The organism is Haliea sp. E1-2-M8, assembly GCF_030649675.1.
Classification (GTDB): Bacteria; Pseudomonadota; Gammaproteobacteria; order Pseudomonadales; family Halieaceae; genus Haliea.
Map to the genome: position 1 here is coordinate 154,435 of NZ_JAUTDR010000010.1, position 20,137 is coordinate 174,571.

Here is a 20,137-nt window from a genome sequence, read left to right on the forward strand (position 1 = left end):
GGCGATCCGCAGTTTAAAGCACCGGCTCGCGGTAACTCTCAATTGACGGGCAGGAACACACCAGGTTCCTGTCCCCATACACATTGTCGACCCGGTTCACCGGCGGCCAGTACTTGCTGCGGCGCAGGGAGGCTACCGGGAACGCTGCCTGCTCGCGGCTGTAGCCGTGCTCCCACTGTTCGGCGGTAACATCCAGCAGGGTGTGGGGGGCGTTGCGCAGGGGGTTGTCCTGCGCATCGAGGCGACCTTCCTGCACCGCGCGGATCTCCTCGCGGATGGTGATCATCGCGTCGCAGAAGCGATCCAGCTCCGCCAGTGATTCCGATTCGGTCGGCTCGATCATCAGCGTGCCCGCCACCGGGAAGGACATGGTCGGGGCGTGGAAGCCGAAGTCCATCAGCCGCTTGGCAATGTCCTCTTCGCTGATCCCACTGGCTTCCTTCAGTGGCCGGATGTCGACGATGCACTCATGGGCCACGGTGCCGTTGCGGCCGGTATACAGCACCGGGTAGTGGTCCCTGAGGCGGTGGGCGATGTAGTTGGCGCTGAGAATGGCGACCCGGGTCGCCTGGGTCAGGCCCTCGGCCCCCATCAGGGCAATATAGGCCCAGGAAATCGGCAGGATGGAAGCGCTGCCCCAGGGCGCGGCGGACACCACGTCGTTGTCAGGCGCCAGCCCCGGCAGCGGCACCACCGGGTGCGAGGGGAGGAAGGGCTGCAGGTGGGCGCCGACACCGATCGGGCCCATCCCCGGGCCGCCGCCGCCGTGGGGAATGCAGAAGGTCTTGTGCAGGTTGAGGTGCGACACGTCGGCGCCGAACCTGCCCGGTGAGGCCAGCCCCACCAGGGCGTTGAGGTTGGCGCCGTCGACATAGACCTGGCCGCCGTGGCGGTGGACGATGTCACAGACGTCCACCACAGTCTCCTCGAACACGCCGTGGGTGGAGGGGTAGGTGATCATGATCGCCGCCAGTTCGCTGCTGTGCTTGCCGGCCTTGGCCTCCAGATCGACCAGGTCGACATTGCCCTGGTTGTCGCACTCCACAATGACCACCCGCATACCCGCCAGGGCCGCGCTTGCCGGGTTGGTGCCATGGGCGGAGGAGGGGATCAGGCAGATGTCGCGCTGCTGGTCGCCACGGCTTTCGTGATAGCGGCGAATCGCCAGCAGGCCTGCGTACTCACCCTGGGAACCGGCGTTGGGCTGCAGGGAAATGGCGTCGTAACCGGTGCACTCCTTGAGCATGTGCTCCAGCTCCGCCAGCAGTTGCTGGTAGCCCTCGGCCTGCTCCGCGGGCGCGAAGGGGTGCATCCCGGCAAACTCCGGCCAGGTGATCGCCAGCATTTCGCTGGTGGCGTTGAGTTTCATGGTGCAGCTGCCGAGCGGGATCATGGCGCGGTTGAGGGCGATGTCCCGGTCCTCCAGCCGGCGCAGGTAGCGCAGCATTTCGGTTTCGGAATGGTATTCGCTGAACAGCGGATGCTGCAGGTAGTCGACCTCGCGCTGCAGCGCAGCGGGAACACCTTCGGCGGCATCGTCCCGCTCGCGACAGCTCGCGGCGGGTGCGCTACCGGTGACTACCGCCAGCAGCTGGTCCACATCCTCCGCCGTGGTGGTTTCGTCCAGGGCAATACCAATCTGCTCAGTGCCGATGATGCGCAGGTTCATGCCGGCTGCCAGGGCGCGCTCGACAATGGCCCCCTGCTCGCCGCCGACGTCCAGGGTCAGGGTATCGAAAAAGTGTGCATTCACCGGCCGGATGCCCGCCGTTTCCAGCCCGGCGGCCAGCAGCCCGGTCAGGCGCTGTACACGCTCGGCGATACGGCGCAGCCCCCCCGGGCCGTGATACATGGCATAGAAAGCCGCCATGATGGAGAGCAGAGCCTGAGCGGTGCAGATATTGCTGGTGGCCTTCTCCCGGCGTATGTGCTGCTCCCGGGTCTGCATCGCCATGCGCAGGGCTTCGTTGCCGTGACGGTCGATGGACACGCCGATGATGCGCCCGGGGGTGGAGCGCTTGTAGGCGTCGCGGGTGGCGAAGAAGGCCGCGTGCGGGCCGCCAAAACCCATCGGTACGCCGAAGCGTTGGGAGTTGCCCACCACCACGTCGGCGCCCTGGGCGCCCGGCGACTGCAGCAGCAACAGGGAGAGGATGTCGGCGGCCACGGCAACCAGGGTGCCGGCCTCGTGAGCGCGGGCAATCAGCGGCTGCAGGTCGCGGACGTGGCCGTAGGTGCCGGGGTATTGCAGCAGCAGGCCGAAGGCTTCGGTGCTGCCCACCAGTTGTTCGGGGTCGCCCACCACCACCTCAATGTCCAGCGCCTCGGCGCGGGTGCGGACCACGGCGATGGTCTGGGGGTGGCAGTCCTCGGCGACCAGGAAGCAGCTGCTGGGGTTCTTCTTGTTGACCCGTTGCAGCAGGGTCATGGCTTCCGCCGCGGCGGTCCCCTCATCGAGCATGGAGGCGTTGGCCAGCTCCATCCCGGTCAGGTCCATGATCACCTGCTGGAAAGTGAGCAGCGCCTCGAGCCGACCCTGGGAAATCTCCGGCTGGTAGGGCGTGTACGCGGTGTACCAGCCAGGGTTTTCCAGCACATTGCGCTGGATGACGGCGGGGGTGAAGGTGTCGTGGTAACCGGTGCCGATATAGGATTTCAGCACCTGGTTCTTGCGGGCGATGGCCTTCAGTCGCGCGATCACCGCCTGCTCGGTCTGCGCGGGTGGCAGGTCCATGGGCCGCTGGTTGCGAATACCCGCTGGTACGGTGGCGTCGATCAGGGCATCGACGCTGTCGAAACCCAGGGTGCGCGCCATCTCCGCCTGCTGTTGGGGCGTGGGCCCGATGTGGCGGCCAATAAATTCCTGATGATGTTCCAGTTCCGGCAGGGAAGGGCGCTTCATGGGGGGGGCTCCGGGGCTGTGGCTGAGGCTGGGCAGGGAGAGGTCTCGAGCAGGCGCGAATGGTAGCAGCCGTGCCCCGCAGCGGCAATAAACTGTACCCTTTCTGACCAGTCTGGCACACTGCCGGGCTGTCTCCCCTGACCCGGAATAAGGAATCTTCATGGAACTGGTGACCCCCGAAGCGTTGGGCCTCCACAGTGGCCAGTTGAGCCGTATTGGCGAACACCTGCGGCAGCGGTATATCGAACCAGGCAAGCTGCCCGGCAGCATCACTCTGGTGGCCCGGCACGGCCAGGTTTGCCTGCTGGACATCGCCGGTGAGCGCGACCTCGAGCGCGGCACGCCGATGACCGCGGATACCATTTTCCGCCTCTATTCCATGAGCAAACCGATCACCTCGGTCGCCCTGATGACCCTGTTCGAGCGCGGCCTGTTCGCGCTGGATGACCCGGTGCACCGCTTTATCCCGTCCTGGCGCGGGCTGGCGGTGCGCAAGGCCGGCGCCTTCCCGCTGTTCGAGACCGTGCCCTGTGAGCGGCCCATGACCATCCGCGATCTGCTGCGCCACACCTCGGGGCTGACCTATGATTTTCTCCGCGAGAGCAACATCGACTACGCCTACCGCAAGCTGCAGGTCGGCAACCCGGCGCCGGGCTATACCCTGCAGGACATGGTCGACCAGCTGGCGCAGCTGCCGCTGGAGTTCTCCCCTGGCAGTCATTGGAATTATTCCCTGGCGACGGACGTGCTCGGGCATCTGATCGAGGTGCTCAGCGGTCAGACACTGCCGGAGTATCTGCAGCAGACCCTGTTCGAGCCCCTGGGCATGGTCGACACCGCTTTTAATATTGCCCCGGACAAGGTGGACCGGCTCGCCTCCTGCTACGAGCGCGATGCCGCCAAAAAATTGGTCTTGAATGACGACGGCCAGGACAGCCAGTTCCGCGACCGGGTGTTCTGGTCCGGGGGTGGCGGCCTCCTGTCCACAGTGTCCGACTATTACCGCTTCTGCCAGATGCTGCTGGGAGGCGGCAGCCTGGACGGCGAGCGGGTCATTGGCTCCCGCACCCTGGAATACATGACCGCGAACCATCTGCCCGGTGGCGTGGACCTGTCCGCCATCGCCATGGGCAGCTTCAGCGAGACCCAGTACGAGGGTGTCGGCTTCGGGCTCGGTTTTGCCAGCAAGATTGATCAGGTGAAGAACGGCAACCCCGCCTCCCATGGCAGCTTCTTCTGGGGCGGCCTTGCCAGCACCCTGTTCTGGGTGGATCCGGCGGAAGAGCTGGTAGTGATCTTCATGACCCAGCTGATGCCCTCGAGCACCTTCAACCTGCGCGGTCAGCTGGAGGCGCTGGTATACGCCGCGCTGGACTGAACAAGGCAGGCTGAGCTAGTCTCAAGGGGTCCGAACACAATAATTGATTACAGGAGGTCTTCATGGGCCCTCTTCGCTCCGTTTCCGCACTGGCGCTGGTGGCATTGCTGGCAGCCTGTTCCGATAGCAGTGACGCCCCGGCAGTGCCGCCAGAGCCACCGCCGCCACCTCCGATCAGCATCGCCACCCCGAACGCGGACCGCTGCGAGATGCTGGATGCAGACAACTGCATGTTCCCCTGGCCCAGCGATGTTTTTACCGTGGCCGACGAAGCGATGGACACCGGCAAGCGGGTCAACCTCAATCAGGAGTCCATGCCCGCCAACAAGCGCGGCGACCGGGTCGACCCCGCGGAGTGGAACCGCAACGACGGCTTCTCTCCCTCGCAGATGATTCTGGCCCAGGTGCCGGGGCTCGACCTGGATGAGACCGGCGCGCCGCCTATCACCGACCTGTCCCTGTCCCTGGAGGCGGACTCCCCGGTGGTCGTCATTCGCGCCAGCACCGGCGAGCAGCACCTGGTGTTTGCGGAACTGGATGCCAATACCGACGACCCGGCCGAGCAGACCCTGATTATCCGGCCCATGGATCAGTTTGAGCGCGGTGAGCGCTATATCGTTGCCCTGCGCAATCTGCGCAATGCCGAGGGGGAACTGATCGAGGCGCCCGAGGTATTCCGCGCCTTCCGCGACGCCACCATCACCGACAATGATGCCATCGAGGCCCGCCGCCCCGACATGGATGCCCTGTTTGCGACGCTGGAGGAAGCGGGCATCGCCCGCGACGAGTTGTACCTGGCCTGGGATTTCACCGTCGCCAGCGTCCGCAATATCACCGAGCGCATCCTGCACATTCGCGATGAGGCCTTTGCCGACCTCGGCGGGGCGGCCCCGGGATACAGTATCGACAGCATCACCGACTTTGCGCCCTGCGACGAGGCTGGCTGCGGCGAGGGCCAGGACGAGCAGATAGCGAGAGAAGTGGCCGGCACCTTCCAGGTCCCGAACTTCCTGGATTCAGAGGATGGCGCGCCCGGTTCGGCATTCTACTATGCTGAACCCGATGACGGCCTGCCGGACCGGCTCAACGGCGACAACTTCTTCAGCGCCAATTTCGTCTGCCGGATCCCGCGCTCGGTAGCGGAGGATTTCGCTGTCTCGCCGCTGGCGGTCGCCCGGCCATCACTCTACGGTCACGGCCTGCTGGGCAGCGTCAACGAGGTCCGGGGCGGCACCCGCCAGAACGTCGACATCATGGCGCTGGACCATGAAATGATGTTCTGCGCCACCGACTGGGCCGGCTTTTCCGGCGCCGATGTAGGCTACGCAATCCAGGTCCTGCAGGACTTCAGCCTGATGCAGGCGTTTTTTGACCGCCAGCAGCAGGGCCTGCTGAACTTCATGTTTCTGGCGCGCTTGCTGAAAAGCGATGCCGGCTTTGTTGCGGATGCGGCGTTCCAGGCCGGGGGTGAGCCCGTGTTTGACAACAGCAGCGTGTTCTACGATGGCAACAGCCAGGGCGGCATCCTCGGCGGCGCGCTGATGGGGGTGATCCAGGATGTGACCCGGGGCGTGCTGGGGGTGCCGGGCATGTCCTACAGTTTCCTGCTCCGGCGCAGTGTCGACTTCGATGCGTTCAAGCCCTTCTTCAGCGGCAGCGGCACCGGGGACGAAGGTGGCGGCTATCCGAGTATCAAGGACCAGAGCTTCCTGCTGTCCATGGCGCAGATGCTTTGGGACCGGGCAGAGTCCAGCGGCTATGTCACCCATATCGAGCGCGAACCGCTGCCGAACACCCCGCAGCACGCGGTACTGCTGCAGGTGGCCTACGGTGATCACCAGGTCAGCATGTGGTCGGCGGAGTTCATGGCCCGCAGCATAGGGGCCCGGCTGCGCATTCCCGCGGTAGAGACCGGCCGCCACCCGGACAGCAATCCCTATTTCGCCCTGGAGCCGGTACCGACGGGGGAGTTCACTGGCTCCGTGTTGACGATCTGGGATGACGGCCCCGTCGATGGCGGCGCCCTGGACGGTGGCACCGCACCGCCACCGGTAACCAATACACCGCCCTTCGAGCCTGAGTTTGGCGATGATCCCCACAGCCTGCCCCGGCGTGAACCCGCGGCGCAGGAGCAGAAATCCGCCTTCCTGCGCCCGGAAGGGGAGGGTCGGTTCGTGGACACCTGTGCCCCGGAACTGCCCTGCACCACCAACGGCTACAGTCCGGGAGGTTGAACCGGGAATTATTAAACAAAAATAATTCTCATTAAGTATTGTAAATACGAATACTTCTCAATAAGATCCCTCCCAATATGATGTTCACCGTTGGGAGGGAATACAATGCAACGCACACTTATGGCGGCCGCCGTCGCCGTGGCACTGCAGGGCACCATCGCAAGTGCCCAGAGCCTGGAAGAAATCACTATTTTGGGCGACCGGGAGCAGGTGAGAAATCTGCCAGGGTCGGCTGCTCTGGTCGACGCTGAACAGATCCGGATCGAAGCGGCGAATGACATAAACCAGTTGCTGAAAACAGTGCCTGGCATCTACATCCAGGAAGAGGATGGCTACGGGTTGCGGCCCAATATCGGTATCCGCGGCGCCACCTCGGAGCGGGCGTCCAAGATCACACTGCTTGAGGACGGGGTCATGATAGCACCCGCGCCCTATTCCAATCCCGCGGCCTATTATTTCCCTACCACTCTGCGCATGTCTTCGGTGGAAGTGCTCAAGGGTGCGCCACTGCTGCGCTACGGCCCCCAGACCACCGGCGGTGTGGTGAACATGATCTCTACTCCGATTCCGCAGGAGAGCGCGGGCAGCCTGAAACTGAGGGCAGGCGAGAACGGTGAAGGCGATCTGCTGGCCAATTACGGCGCCCGTGCCGGCGACTTCGGTTTCCTGATCGAAACCGCCCAGCGTCGCAGCGACGGTTTCAAGGATATCGACCACAGCGGTCGCGACTCCGGCTACGATATCTCCGACTATGTGCTCAAGCTGGGTTGGGAAACCGGGCAGCAGAGCCTGCTGTTCAAGGCCCAGTATTCTGAAGAAATCTCCGATGAAACCTACCTGGGGCTTACCGATGCCGATTTCGCCCGCGATGAGAATCGCCGCTATGGCCTGTCCAGCATTGACGAGATGGATAATGATCACCAGGGTTACAATCTGACCTATCGACTGGCCCTGTCGGAGCGGGTGAAGGCGAGCGCTGTCGCCTACCACAATGAGTTTGCCCGCAACTGGTTCAAGCTCAGCGGTGGCAGCAGCCTGGTCGGCGCTGCCAATGCCGGTGATGCCTTTGCCCAGGGTGTGCTGGATGGCAGCGAAGATATCGCCGGACTGAGCTACAAGAACAACAGCCGCGAGTACGAATCCCGCGGCCTGGAACTGAATTTCGATATTGACCTGGGCGAGCACCAGCTTGCCCTGGGTGGGCGCAGCCATCGGGACGAGATGGACCGCTACCAGCCGCAGGATATCTATGACCAGGTTGGTGGCGAACTGGTTTTTGTCCGCTCGGTACAACCCACTGGTGGCGACAACCGGTTTGAAAAGGCCGATGCCCTCGCCTTTTGGGCCGTAGACAGCTGGCACGCAACCGATGCGCTCAATCTCAACCTGGCCCTGCGCTACGAGGACGTGGAATCCCGGCGTCGACAGTACAGCGATCCGGAGCGGCTGGCCGATCCCAGTGTGCGGGGCAATGACAGCAGCGAATGGCTGCCGGGTGTTTCTCTGGTCTATGACCTGAACCCGAACTGGCAGCTGCTGGCGGGCGTGCACAAGGGCTTCTCGCCCCTGGGCGGCGGAGCGACTTCAAACGAGGACCCGGAAACCAGTGTCAACTGGGAGGCTGGGCTGCGCTATGAGGGCGGCTGGTTTGTCGAAGCCATCGGCTTCTACAGCGATTTCGACAACAAGGCGGAAAATTGTTCCAACGCCAGCCCCTGCAGCAACGGCGCGACTTCCGGTTCTTTTGTCACCGGTGAAGCGGTGATTCAGGGCCTTGAGCTGCAGGCGGGTACCGTCTTTACCCCGGGTGCCATGTCGGTTCCGCTGAATCTGATGTACACCTACACCGACGCCGCAATCAGCGAGGAAAACGCGGCGCTGGGCTTCAGTGATGGCGACAGCCTGGCCTCCGTGCCGGAGAATACGTTCAGCCTGCGCATGGGGCTCGAGACCCGGATTGGCTGGAACAACTACGCGGTGGTCAAGTACATCGACGAGCTGTGCATGAGCATTGGCTGCAACAAAGACGGCGATGCCTTCAACCGCAGCGAGGACCTTTGGGTCGTCGACGTCATCAGCCGCTACGCCCTGACCGACAGCATGGTGGCCTACCTGAGGGTGGAGAATCTGTTTGACGAACAGGCTATCGTGTCCCGCATCCCCGACGGGGCCCGGCCGAACAAGCCGCGGACCGCCTCAGTGGGCTTCGAGTGGAACTTCTGAGTAGCAAATGCCGGTGATGCAGTAGCTTTGCTCACCCGCGGGGCTGTGCACCATCACCTCATCATCGAGGCGCTTGCCCAGCAGGGCGCGCGCCAGCGGTGAATCCATGCTCAGCTTGCCCGCGGCAAGGTCGAACTCGTCCGGGCCAACGATGCGATAGCGGCGTTCGTTGCCGTCATCGTCCTCCAGCGTCACCCAGGCCCCGAAGAATACCTTGCCGGTATCTGCCGGGGCCCGGTCCACCACCGTGAGTTCCTCCAGCCGCTTGCTGAGAAAGCGTACCCTTGAGTCGATTTCCCGCAACCGGCGCTTGCCGTAAATGTAGTCGCCGTTTTCCGAGCGGTCGCCGTTTTTGGCGGCCTCGTGCACCACGTCGGTGACCTGTGGCCGTTCCACCTTCCACAGCTGGTGCAATTCCTGGCGCAGGACACGCTCCCCTTGCGGGGTGATGTAGGCCGAGCCGCGGCGACGGGGAGGACGGTATCTGCTCATCGCGCGTATTCTAGCGGCCCCCGATTCAGTACACTAGCAGTCAATGAGACTCGGGAGCCAAGATGACGAATACCCTGAAAACACTGCTGGCAGGGGCTGCCATGGTCTGCCTGCCCCTGAATGCGGCCGCGGCCTGCATTGAACTGCAGGGCCAGCTGCAGCAGGGCGGACTGGTCTGGGGCCAGGCGGCCGCAGGCAGCACGGTCAGCCTGGACGGCCAGACGCTGGATGTGCTGGCTGATGGCACCTTTCTCGCCGGCTTTGGCCGCAATGCGGCGCGCGCGGCGGAACTGGTGGTGGGCGACTGCCGCCAGAATCTGGCCGTGGCCAGCCGCGAGTACAATATCCAGCGGGTGGAAGGCGTGCCCCAGCAGACCGTGACGCCGCCGCCGGAAGTCCTGGAGCGCATCGCCCGTGAGCGCGAACTGGTCAGCGCCGCCAAGGCGCGCCGACTCGCGCGGCCGGACCTGCTGGCGGATGCGCTGGCGGGCTTCAGCTGGCCGGTGCAGGGGCGCATTTCTGGTGTCTACGGCAGCCAGCGGGTCTACAACGGCACCCCGGGCAATCCCCACTATGGCGTCGATGTTGCGGTACCCACCGGTACAATCGTGCGCGCACCCACCGCCGGCGTGGTGACTCTGGCGGAGCCGGATCTGTTCTACTCCGGCGGCACCATCATCCTCGACCACGGCTACCGCCTGTCGTCCTCCTTCCTGCACCTGAGCAAGGTGCGGGTGGCAGTCGGCGATGAAGTGCAGGCCGGGGACATCATCGGCGAGGTGGGCGCTACCGGTCGCGCCACCGGCCCTCACCTGGACTGGCGCATGGCCTGGCGGAACGAGCGCGTCGACCCGCAGTTCCTGGTGCCACCCATGCCGCAGCCGGCGGCGGCGCACGGTTCTTGAGCGCAGCCTCCTGAGGCCGGCATGTTCCGGCCCGTAAAAATCCGTATAATGCAGCCCCTTCAAAACCCTCAGGACCTGCCATGATCGACGACAAACTGCTGAGTATCCTGGTGTGCCCGGTAACCAAGGCGCCGCTGGAATACGACAAGGACAAGCAAGAGCTGATCTGCAAGGCCAGCGGCCTGGCCTATCCGGTTCGCGACGGTATCCCGGTGATGCTGGAAAGCGAGGCCCGGCAGCTCACTGCGGACGAGAAACTGGGGTAAAGCATGACGGATACCATCTTTGGCAAGATAGTCAGCGGCGAAATTCCCGCGGAGTTCCTCTATGAGGACGAGCACTGCGTCGCGATCAACGACATCAACCCCCAGGCCCCGGTGCATGTGCTGGTGATTCCGAAGCGGGCCATTGCGCGGCTGGTGGATGCGCAGGCGGATGACCAGGCCCTGCTCGGGCACCTGATGCTGGCGGCGGGCAAAGTGGCATCGCAGCTGGGTGTGGACGACGCCTTTCGCCTGATCGTCAACAACGGTGCCGGCGCTGGCCAGACCGTTTTCCACCTGCACCTGCACATCCTCGCGGGCCGCGGTTTTGCTGAAGGACAGATGGCAGGATTCAAATGAAAACAGGCGACATACGCGAAGCTTTCCTGGCCTATTTCGAGAGCCAGGGGCATACCCGGGTGCCCAGTAGTTCCCTGGTGCCGGGCAACGATCCCACCCTGCTGTTCACCAATGCGGGGATGAACCAGTTCAAGGACACTTTCCTCGGCACCGACCCGCGCCCCTATGTGCGCGCGGCCAGCAGCCAGCGCTGCGTGCGCGCCGGCGGCAAGCACAACGACCTGGAAAACGTCGGCTACACCGCCCGCCACCACACCTTCTTCGAGATGCTGGGCAACTTCAGCTTCGGCGACTATTTCAAGCGCCAGGCGATCCAGTTCGCCTGGAGTTTCCTCACCGAAACCCTGGGTCTGCCGGCGGAGCGCCTGTGGGTCACTGTGCACGTGTCCGACGACGAGGCCGCGGATATCTGGCTCAAGGAGATGGGCGTCAGCGCCGAGCGTTTTTCACGCCTGGACGAGGACAACTTCTGGCAGATGGGTGATACCGGCCCCTGCGGCCCCTGCTCGGAAATTTTCTACGACCACGGCCCGCACGTACCCGGTGGTCCACCCGGCAGCGAGGGCGACGACCTCGACCGCTACATCGAGATCTGGAACCTGGTGTTCATGCAGTTCAACCGCGACGCCAGCGGCGAGCTGAACCCGCTGCCCAAGCCTTCGGTGGACACCGGCATGGGCCTGGAGCGCATCGCCGCAGTCATGCAGGGCGTGCACAGCAACTACGAGATCGACCTGTTCCAGGCCCTGATCCGGGATGCCGCAAAGCTGCTCAAGGTGGAGGACCTGCAACACAATTCCCTGCGGGTGATTGCGGACCATATCCGCTCCTGTGCGTTTCTCATTGTCGACGGCGTGCTGCCGGGGAACGAGGGGCGGGGCTATGTGCTGCGGCGCATCATCCGTCGCGCCATTCGCCACGGCAACAAGCTGGGCGCGACCGCCCCGTTCTTTCACCAGCTGGTGGCGACCCTGGCGGCGCAGATGGGCGACGCCTACCCCGAGCTGCTGAAACTGCAGCCGCAGGTGGAAAAGGCGCTGCTGGCGGAAGAGGAGCAGTTCGCCAAGACCCTGGACAACGGCCTGCAGATTTTGCAGGACGCCCTGGCGAATATCGACGGCAATGAAATTCCCGGCGAAGTCGTATTCAAGCTCTACGACACCTACGGCTTCCCGGTTGATCTTACCAATGACATCGCCCGCGAGCGCGGCCTGAACCTGGACGTCGCCGGCTACGAGGCAGCCATGGCCGCCCAGCGTAGCCGCTCCCAGGAGAGCGGCAGCTTCCGGGTGGATTACAATGCAGTGCTTACCCTGGACGGCAGCACCGAATTCACCGGCTACGACAGCCTGGAAGGGGAGGGCACCGTCACGGCACTGCTCTGCGATGGCGCCGAAGTGGAGACACTGAGCGCCGAGCAGCAGGGCGTGGTGGTGCTGGACCGCACGCCGTTCTACGCCGAGTCCGGCGGCCAGGTCGGCGACAGCGGCTACTTGCAGGCGCCGGGCCTGCGCCTGGAAGTCGCGGATACCAGCAAGGCCCAGAGCCAGCACCTGCATCACGTCAAAGTGCTCGAAGGCACGCTGAGTGTCGGCGACAAAGTGCAGGGCCTGGTGGATGGCAGTGTGCGCCAGCGCACCCGCCTCAATCACTCCGCTACCCACCTGATGCACGCGGCCCTGCGCCGCATCCTCGGTGAGCACGTGACCCAGAAGGGCTCGTTGGTGGACTCCGCGCGCCTGCGCTTCGACTTCTCTCATTTCGAGGCGGTGACCGCGGCGGAACTGGCGGAGATCGAGCGCCAGGTCAATGCGCAGATCCGCGCCAATACTCCGGTTACCACCCGCCTGATGGGGATGGACGACGCCATCGCCGCCGGCGCCATGGCCCTGTTCGGGGAGAAATACGGCGAAGAAGTGCGCGTCCTCAGCATGGGCGAGAGTGACTATTCCGTGGAACTCTGCGGTGGCACTCACGTCGACCGCACCGGTGATATCGGCCTGTTCCGCATCGTCTCTGAATCCGGCGTCGCCTCCGGCGTACGCCGCATTGAAGCGGTGACCGGTGCCGGTGCCCTGGACGCCATCGCCCGCACCGAGGCCCAGCTGGACGCGGTGTGCGAGGTGGTCAAGGCCAGCCGCGATACCGCGGTCGCCAGGGTCAGCGCGCTGCGTGCGGAGAGTCGTGAGCTGGAGAAAGAGGTTTCGCGCCTGAAGCAGAAACTGGCGACGGCCGCCGGCGGTGACCTGACCGCCAGCGCAGTGGCGGTGGCCGGGGTGAAAGTGCTGGCGGCGACCGTCGATGGCGCCGATGCCAAGTCCCTGCGCGATACCCTGGACCAGTGCCGCAACAAGCTGGGCAGCAGCGCTATTCTGCTGGCGGCGGTGGATGGTGACAAGGTGGCCCTGGTGGCCGGGGTCAGCAAGGACCTGACAGATCGGGTCAAGGCCGGTGACCTGATGCGCGAATTTGCCGGCCGTCTGGGCGGCAAGGGCGGCGGCCGTCCCGACATGGCCCAGGGTGGCGGCAGCGATGTCGCCGGTCTGGCGGCGGCGCTGCAGGCCGTGCCGGACTGGGTCGCGAACGCGCTGGGCCAGAACGCCTGAGATGAGCCTGATTGTCCAGAAGTTCGGTGGCACCTCCGTTGGCAGTATCGAACGCATTCAGCAGGTCGCCGACAAGGTGGCCCGCTTTCACGCCGAGGGCCACCAGCTGGTGGTGGTAGTGTCCGCGATGAGCGGTGAGACCAATCGCCTGCTCGGGCTGGCCGAGGCAATCCAGGAACAGCCCGTGCCGCGGGAGCTGGATGTGCTGCTCTCCACCGGGGAGCAGGTAACCACGGCGCTGCTGAGCATGGCCCTGAACAAGCGCGGTATAGCCGCAAAATCCTATAACGGCAGCCAGGTGCGTATTCTCACCGACGATGCCCACACCAAGGCCCGCATCCGCGAGATCGACAACCGCCGGCTGCACGCGGACCTGGACGCCGGCCAGGTGCTTGTTGTCGCCGGCTTCCAGGGCGTGGACGAAAACGGCAATATCACCACCCTGGGCCGCGGCGGCTCCGACACCACCGCGGTGGCCCTGGCGGCAGCCCTGCAAGCCGATGAGTGCCAGATCTACACCGATGTCGATGGCGTCTACACCACTGACCCCCGGGTGGTCGATGACGCCCGCCGCCTGAACCGGATCACCTTCGAGGAGATGCTGGAGATGGCCAGCATGGGCTCAAAGGTACTGCAGATCCGCGCGGTGGAATTCGCCGGTAAATACAGTGTGCCCCTGCGGGTGCTGCACAGCTTCAAGGACGGCCCCGGCACCCTGATCACCCTGGAGGATGCGTCACAGATGGAAACCCCGACCATAGCGGGCATCGCCTTCAACCGCGATGAAGCCAAACTCACCGTTCTCGGCGTCCCCGACATGCCGGGTGTGGCCTACCGCATACTCGGCCCGATCGGCGAGGCCAATATCGAAGTGGACGTCATCGTACAGAACGTGGCCGAGGACAACAGCACCGACCTCACCTTCACCGTGGGCCGCGCGGATCTGCCGCGGGCCCGCGCGGTGCTGGAAAAGATCGCCGCCGAGCTCCATGCCCGCGAGCTGCGTTCCGACAGCAAGATCGCCAAGGTGTCCGTGGTCGGGGTCGGCATGCGCTCCCACGCCGGCGTTGCCAGCCAGATGTTCCAGGCCCTGGCGGAGGTCGGCATCAACATCCAGATGATCACCACCTCGGAAATCAAGATCTCGGTCATCATCGAAGAGAAATTCATGGAGCTGGCGGTGCGGGCACTGCACTCATCTTTCGGGCTGGACAGGGAACCTCTGGACGAAAGCGCTGCCTGACTCGCTACTGCAGTTGCGTTTTTCTAGTTCTGAACTACAACTAACAAAGACCCGGGCGCAAGGTAGGCGCCGTTCGGCGCAGCGTTGCCGGACGACAGGAGGCAAGGATCGATGCTTATATTGACGCGCAGAGTAGGCGAATCCCTCATGGTAGGTGACGACATCACCATTACCGTGCTGGGCGTGAAAGGCAACCAGGTGCGCATCGGCGTCAATGCACCCAAGGATGTCGCCGTGCACCGCGAGGAAATCTTCAATCGCATCCATGAGGGAGACCAGGCTCCGCTGCCGGAAGGCGACGCGGGCCACTAAGTCCCTGCACGCGATGCGCCTTCTTCCGATGATAGCCAGCGGACTCTGTCTGCTTGCTTTCGCCGGCTGCGACAGTGGCAACGACGCAGATGCCCCCGGTTCCGGGTACCAGGCGGAGATCATCCGCACCAGCTACGGCGTGGCCCACATCACCGCCGCTGATTTCGGCAGTCTTGGTTATGGCGAGGGCTATGCCGCCGCCGAAGATCACGTCTGCAACATTTCCAGGTCCCTGCTCGAGGCGCGCGGTGAGCTCGCCCGCCATTTCGGCGCCGGTGATGGCGATAAGCACAGCGCCAGTGATGCCGTGGTCCGCGCGCTGGATATCCGCAGCCAGGCCCTGGCCGCTCTGCGCCAGCAGGACAGCGACAGCCAGAATTGGCTGCGGGGCTATGCCGACGGCTACAACCGCTACCTGGGTTCGGTGCAGGGCAACCGCGTCGGCTCATGGTGCGACGGTGAAGAATGGCTGCAGGCCATCACCGACCTGGACCTGATGGCGCGCATGGTCCTGGTGGCCCAGACCCTGCCGCGAATGGCAGGCGCCCTGATTGCGGCACAGCCGCCGGTCGATAGCGCGCCGCCGGTCGACACCGCGGTCGACACCGCGGTCGACGAAGGTCTGCTGGCCCTGGCCGCGGACGCCGCCGCCCTCGACGGTATGGGCTCCAATGCCTGGGCCTTTGGCAAGGCCCGCAGCGCAAATGGCCGCGGCCTGCTGCTCGGCAATCCTCACTACCCGTGGTACGGCGACAGCCGGTTCTGGGAAAAACACCTGACCATTCCCGGAGTGCTGGATGTGTACGGCGTGCACCTGCTGGGGGCCCCCGGCGTTGCCGTCGGTTTCAATCGCGGCGTGGGCTGGAGCCATACCGTCTCGGCCAGCCAGCGTCTGGTTTTCTACCAGCTACAGCTGGTGCCGGGCAAGCCCACTCACTATCGCTATGAAGACGGTGAGCGGGCCCTGCGCCAGGTGAAGGTGGCCGTTCCGGTCAGGCAGGACGACGGCAGCCTCGCCAACCATGAGCACACCCTGTATTTCAGCCACTACGGGCCGATGCTTACCCTGTCCGGCATGCCCTGGACCGAAACCACCGCCTTCACAGCCCGCGACGCCAATGCCGATAATTACAGCCTGCTGGGCCAGTGGCGGGCCATGAGCCAGGCCGAGGACATGGACGCCTTCATCGACGCGCACCGGCAGTGGAACGCCATGCCCTGGGTCAACACCATCGCCGCCAGCGCCGATGGTCGCGCGGTGTACCTCGATAATTCCACCGTCGGCCGCCTGAGCGAGGAAGCGATCGGCCTCTGGCGCAAACGGCTGGCGGCGGATGAGCTAACGGCGCAGGTCTACAGGGAACGCGGTTTTGTGCTGCTGGATGGCAGCGACAGCCGATTCGAATGGCAGAACGATGGAGTCGTTCCCGTTGCCGGCACCGTACCCTTCGAGCGCCGCCCCATGTTGGAACGGGAGGACTACGTCTTCAACTCCAACGACAGCTACTGGCTCAGCAATGCCCTGGCGCCGCTGAGCGGCTATTCGCCCCTGTATGGCCCCGCAGCCACCGCCCGCAGCCTGCGTACCCGCATGAACGTCAAGCTGATCGAGGAGGGCGAGTTCAGCATTTCCCGGATCCAACAGACCTTGTTCGCCAATGAAAGCCTGGCTGCCCGGCTGCTGCAGCCGGGGCTGATGGAGGCCTGTGCCGATGTGGCGGAGCTTGCTGAGGCCTGTGCTGCCATCGGCGAATTCAACGGCCGCTTCAACGAGGACAGCAAGGGCGCACTGCTGTTCCGGGAGTGGCTGGTAAGCTACCCCTACGCAGACAGCATGCGCGCGGGAGACCTGTTCGCAGTTCCCTTTGATCCGGCGCGGCCCGTCGCCACGCCCAACACCCTGGCTGACCCGGAGCTTGCTCTGCAAAGACTTGCAAAGGCCGCCGAGCTGCTGGAGTCCGCGGGCTACGCCGTGGACGCGCCGCTCGGTGCAGCCCAGTTCGCCTACCGCGGCGAGCGCCGGATTCCACTCCACGGCGGCAACGGTTACGAGGGCGTAGCCAACCTGATGGTCTCCGATATCCCCGAGCACCCCATCGCCCCGCCGGAGCCGACCCCCGTGGCTGGCAGCCCTCTGCTCACCGATGCCGGCTACCCGATCATCCACGGCAGCAGCTTCATCCTCGCCCTGGGCTTTGACGACGACGGCCCCGTGGCCGAAGCCCTGCTCACCTACAGCCAGTCCGGCAACCCGGAGTCGCCACATTTCAGCGACCAGACCGACCTCTACCGCAACAAGCAGTGGCGCCCGGCACTGTTTGACCGCGCCGCGGTGGAAGCAGACATGCAGTCCAGGCTGGAGCTTATCGGCCCCCGCCGCTAGTTCGGCCCTTTGATTTTACAGTCATTGTGGTATCATGCGCGCCTTCTGGAGAGGTGGCCGAGTGGCTGACCCGGAGCTGGCGAAGCCAGCGCAGGGAGCGCCGGAGGAACGACGGCGACCCGAAGGGCGAGGAGCGTAGCGACGAGTAACGCGCGCCCCGGGAATCCCTGAAAAGAGTTTTGGAGAGGTGGCCGAGTGGCTGAAGGCGCGCCCCTGCTAAGGGCGTATAGGGTAAAACCTATCGAGGGTTCGAATCCCTCTCTCTCCGCCAATATTTGCCCTCAAAGCCGCATGTATACTGGGTCTATATTTTGAAGGGTACACTTTAGGGTACACTTTTGCGTTAACTCGACTTCGTGAGTGCCGACGCTGGCTCTACCGGCTCTACCCACTTAACAATGGGATGGACTCCTCCTCACCCACTTTCGGCATCAAGTGCCACACTGAGTGTGCTGTCCAACAGGGCTCTACCCAACTAACGGGGGACTGGCCGGTTTTCACTAAACCCGATCGATGATGCCTTAGCGGCCCAGAAAGACCCTCAGGCTACACTCAGTTCCGTTTTTCCGGACTGAGGGTGATGGGATCAGATAATGGCATGAAAAGTCCCGGATCCTTGTTCGATGTGTTGCCCACAGCCCGATTGACCGGGTAGAGCGTCAACTTCTCCTTCAGAAAGGACGCCAGCATCAGATCCCCAGGGTCGATGGCCTGGCGGTTATCTATCCACCGAATACATTCCTCCCGCGTTAACATGACGGGCATACGGTTGTGCCAGGGGCGGAATTCGGGCGCGGCTTCCGTGGTAACCAGAGTGCAGGAGAGAAGGGGCGTGTCACCTCCTTCCCAGACGTCCCACAGGGCCGCCACGGCTACAATCTGCTCGTCGTTGGTGATGACCCAGGGCTGCTTCCCTTTGCCCTCCTGGCGCCACTCAATGAAGCTGGACATGGGCACTACGCCGCGCTGGCGCTGAAAGGGACCCCGGAACGCAGGGCTTTTGGTCAGCGACTCGACTCTGGCGTTGAACATGCTGTACCGGGTACTGACCTCTTTCGCCCAAGACGGCACCAGCCACCATCGGGCAGGATCGCCGCGACCTTCGTGCAGTAAAAGGATGTCCTCTGTCGGGGCGATGTTGTAGCGCGGCCCTGGCAGTTGAAGGTCTATCCCCAGGTGATCCAGCAGCCCCTGTAGGCCAGGCGTGTCGGTACTGTTGAAGCGGCCGCACATGGAATCAGTAGACGAAAAGTTTGTGAAGTCAGGGGTGAGTGTACTCCCGAGCGGGCAGGCTGCGCCAACCAGGCAGAACGGGGCCCGCGCGCATTCTGTCCGGGAAACTCCCCATTCCTAACGGGAACACAGCGCACCCAGCCACTTATACTTTACTTATGCATTGTGGAGCACTTCATGCGCCCTTGGCGAGTCTGCCGGTGAGGGTAAAGCGGGCTCTTGGGGAACGTACAGGCGCTGATTTGTTGCCGCTTGGTACCTTGGGCCTTTGGGTTCACCAGAATGATAATTAAGCCATAGCGAGACTGTCTTCCGCCGGTGTTGTCAGGCGTGCCCCTTGCGTTCAGTTGACCCCCATACCTGGAGCCCGACTATGCCAGCATTGCCTCTCACACTTGACCCATGCACTGACTCGAGACATACAAGCCATCCAGGATACGCCGGGGGCGCAGGAAGCCGTCTCCAACGCAAAGCGGACTTACCTGCGCTCAGTAGATAAGCCGGTAGGGGTAGCAGTGCCAACCTTGGACGCGAACATCATAAAATTTTGAAATGGAGGGGGGTTGACACCACTATTCAAATGTCTGTACCTTCGCTTTGGCATTTACGGTATGCCTGCCTCCCCGCCGTGGCGAAGTGTATTCAACCGAGTATTTCAAATCTCATTTTTATTGCAATCTTTGTGGAAAATTAGCAAGGCGGGGTTAGTTTTCCACTGGAGATTGTAATGAAATCGATCACGTATAGCCCTTCTTCGATAGAGAAACTGAAGTCCAGCGCCAAGAAGCTCAGAAATAATCGGGACATGCCGTACGCTGAGGCACTCGATTTTGTCGCCTCAGTTGAGGGTTTCAAGTCTTGGTCACACCTCATGGCTTCGAACAGCATTGTTGATTCCTCTGCCACCAATGCTCGAATTGCGAATTATGCATTGAGTGGCCCCTCTCAGACGCCAGTTATACCCGACCAATTAAGTAATTCACCCATGCTCAAGAAAATACTTAGTTTGGTTGAAAAAAATCGGGGAGATAGATCAGAAAAATCTCCGGAGAGTAGGATCAGCGGCCTGGAACTAGCACAAAAAATTGAAGAACATCTTGAAGAAAACGCGATTTATGCAGCGGAATACTCAAAAATAACAGAGGATTTTGATGTAGACGTCGAAGAAGTGGCAAAGCTAGAGAGTGCATCGAAGCTTTTCAATTCTGAGGAATGGATCAATAACCCTAGTGCGGTTCCTGAGAGCGGCAGGCATTTCATAACAGACGAGCAGACGACTCATAATAACTATCAAGAAATCCTGGTAGCCGTAATCGCGCAGGACTTGGAAGATTCTTTGAAGACGATCGGGAATACTTCCCCGTCGTGATTTTCCAATGATCGCCATTACTCGGCTACCGAAAGGTAGCCGATTAAGCCGGGTGCCATGACCTAAAGATGCACTTTTCTAGCTGACTAACTTATGGGGCATATTTCTGTCTAACCATCAGCAGCAAGGTTCATAGATGAACGAAGAAAAAAATCAATTGAACGCTAGTATTTAAACACATAAATATCGAAACATAGTTTATACTGCTTCATATCCACCCCATGACGAGGAGTT

At 62.9% G+C, this 20,137-nt stretch carries 14 protein-coding genes and 1 tRNA gene; 12 read left to right on the forward strand and 3 right to left on the reverse strand.

What is annotated here, in order from left to right; genetic code table 11:
• Positions 1-13: 13 nt before the first annotated feature.
• On the reverse strand, positions 14-2,902 hold the full coding sequence (gcvP, locus tag Q6D67_RS10520) for an aminomethyl-transferring glycine dehydrogenase (RefSeq protein WP_304705565.1): 2,889 nt from the start codon (positions 2,900-2,902) through the stop codon (positions 14-16).
• Between the two features lie 160 nt (positions 2,903-3,062).
• Here gcvP and Q6D67_RS10525 point away from each other — a divergent pair, with 160 nt between their 5' ends.
• The 3 genes from Q6D67_RS10525 to Q6D67_RS10535 all read left to right on the forward strand — a co-directional run bounded on the left by Q6D67_RS10525 (position 3,063) and on the right by Q6D67_RS10535 (position 8,737).
• The gene (locus tag Q6D67_RS10525; protein ID WP_304705566.1) at positions 3,063-4,280 is read left to right on the forward strand and encodes a serine hydrolase; all 1,218 of its coding nucleotides are present in this window, start codon (positions 3,063-3,065) and stop codon (positions 4,278-4,280) included.
• A 62-nt stretch (positions 4,281-4,342) separates the two neighbouring features.
• The gene (locus tag Q6D67_RS10530; RefSeq protein ID WP_304705567.1) at positions 4,343-6,514 is read left to right on the forward strand and encodes a hypothetical protein; all 2,172 of its coding nucleotides are present in this window, start codon (positions 4,343-4,345) and stop codon (positions 6,512-6,514) included.
• Positions 6,515-6,619: 105 nt separating this feature from the next.
• On the forward strand, positions 6,620-8,737 hold the full coding sequence (locus Q6D67_RS10535) for a TonB-dependent receptor domain-containing protein (protein ID WP_304705568.1): 2,118 nt from the start codon (positions 6,620-6,622) through the stop codon (positions 8,735-8,737).
• Here the strand turns inward: Q6D67_RS10535 and greB are convergent.
• Positions 8,711-9,229: a transcription elongation factor GreB gene (gene greB, locus Q6D67_RS10540; protein WP_304705569.1), complete on the reverse strand. Its 519-nt coding sequence runs from the start codon at positions 9,227-9,229 to the stop codon at positions 8,711-8,713. The two genes, Q6D67_RS10535 and greB, sit on opposite strands and share 27 nt — an antisense overlap.
• A 62-nt stretch (positions 9,230-9,291) precedes the next feature.
• Between greB and Q6D67_RS10545 the strand changes: the two genes are divergently transcribed.
• From Q6D67_RS10545 to Q6D67_RS10580, 8 genes are all read left to right on the forward strand, one after another.
• Entirely contained in the window at positions 9,292-10,134 is an 843-nt protein-coding gene (locus Q6D67_RS10545) for a M23 family metallopeptidase (RefSeq protein WP_304705570.1), read from the forward strand.
• Between the two features lie 80 nt (positions 10,135-10,214).
• Positions 10,215-10,400, forward strand: coding sequence for a Trm112 family protein (locus Q6D67_RS10550; protein WP_304705571.1), 186 nt, complete (start codon positions 10,215-10,217; stop codon positions 10,398-10,400).
• 3 nt (positions 10,401-10,403) lie between these two features.
• Entirely contained in the window at positions 10,404-10,757 is a 354-nt protein-coding gene (locus tag Q6D67_RS10555) for a histidine triad nucleotide-binding protein (RefSeq protein WP_304705572.1), read from the forward strand.
• Positions 10,754-13,363, forward strand: a complete 2,610-nt coding sequence (gene alaS, locus Q6D67_RS10560; RefSeq protein ID WP_304705573.1) for an alanine--tRNA ligase — start codon at positions 10,754-10,756, stop codon at positions 13,361-13,363. Before Q6D67_RS10555 ends, alaS begins: the two co-directional genes overlap by 4 nt.
• A 1-nt stretch (position 13,364) precedes the next feature.
• On the forward strand, positions 13,365-14,606 hold the full coding sequence (locus tag Q6D67_RS10565; RefSeq protein ID WP_304705574.1) for an aspartate kinase: 1,242 nt from the start codon (positions 13,365-13,367) through the stop codon (positions 14,604-14,606).
• A 111-nt stretch (positions 14,607-14,717) separates the two neighbouring features.
• Entirely contained in the window at positions 14,718-14,918 is a 201-nt protein-coding gene (gene csrA / locus Q6D67_RS10570) for a carbon storage regulator CsrA (protein ID WP_304705575.1), read from the forward strand.
• A 28-nt stretch (positions 14,919-14,946) separates the two neighbouring features.
• Positions 14,947-17,301, forward strand: a complete 2,355-nt coding sequence (locus Q6D67_RS10575; protein ID WP_304705576.1) for an acylase — start codon at positions 14,947-14,949, stop codon at positions 17,299-17,301.
• A 181-nt stretch (positions 17,302-17,482) separates the two neighbouring features.
• Positions 17,483-17,572: transfer RNA gene (locus tag Q6D67_RS10580), tRNA-Ser, on the forward strand.
• A gap of 281 nt (positions 17,573-17,853) precedes the next feature.
• Here Q6D67_RS10580 and Q6D67_RS10585 read toward each other — a convergent pair.
• Positions 17,854-18,534 (reverse strand): SOS response-associated peptidase, encoded by a 681-nt coding sequence (locus Q6D67_RS10585; protein ID WP_304705577.1) that lies wholly within the window; start codon positions 18,532-18,534, stop codon positions 17,854-17,856.
• Positions 18,535-19,261: 727 nt separating this feature from the next.
• Here Q6D67_RS10585 and Q6D67_RS10590 point away from each other — a divergent pair.
• Positions 19,262-19,903: a hypothetical protein gene (locus Q6D67_RS10590; protein WP_304705578.1), complete on the forward strand. Its 642-nt coding sequence runs from the start codon at positions 19,262-19,264 to the stop codon at positions 19,901-19,903.
• The last annotated feature ends 234 nt before the right edge of the window (positions 19,904-20,137 follow it).